We start from the raw sequence: 740 nt of genomic DNA, 5'->3' as shown, positions 1-740 counted from the left end.
CTGCTCGCGGATGATCTGCTGGTAGTCCCACACCGTGTTGAAGATCTCCCCGATCGCCAACGGCGTCGTCGTGTGCTGCCGCACGAGGCGCAACGCCTCCGGATTCTCCGCCGGCGTGCAGTCCTCCAGCCAGAACAGGTCATACGGCTCCAGCGACTTCCCAAGCTTCGCGGCCTGGATCGGCGTCATCCGGTGATGCCCGTCATGCAACAACGGCAACTCCGGACCGAACTCGTTCCGCACCGCCTCGAACACCGTCGGCAGGTGACGCAGGTACGACCTCGTGTCCCAGTCCTCCTCGTTCGGCAGGCCGCCACGCTGCGCCGGCTCGTGGTCGTAGCGGACGCCGGTGTTGCCCTCGAACGTCGCGTTCGACGCGATGCCGTAGATCGACTGCAACCCCGGCACCGCCGTCTGGATCCGGATGGCCTGATACCCCTGCGCCTGATGCTCGCGCACACTGTCGAACAACTCCTCGTTGCTCTTCCCCGACGCATGCCCGTAGGCGAGCAGCCCCGTCCGGGACGCACCGCCCAGCAACTGGTACACCGGCATGCCCGCAGCCTTGCCCTTGATGTCCCACAACGCCATATCGACCGCCGCAATCGCCGCCATCGTCACCGGCCCCCGACGCCAATACGCCGACCGATACAGGAACTGCCACGTGTCCTCGATCCGCGACGCATCACGGCCCAGCAACAACGGCACCACGTGCTCGGACAGATACGCCACCACCGCCA

General features: G+C 66.2%; 1 protein-coding gene. It reads right to left on the bottom strand.

Going from position 1 to position 740, the window contains the following annotated elements; genetic code table 11:
* Positions 1-740: enolase C-terminal domain-like protein (locus BIU99_RS08380; protein ID WP_305790350.1), on the bottom strand; the 740-nt coding region annotated here is incomplete at both ends.

This window comes from Plantibacter sp. MMLR14_011 (genome assembly GCF_001865025.1).
Lineage (GTDB): Bacteria > Actinomycetota > Actinomycetes > Actinomycetales > Microbacteriaceae > Plantibacter > Plantibacter flavus_A.
Note: the sequence above shows the minus strand (reverse complement) of the source record. Positions and strands in the feature narration are given on the sequence as shown.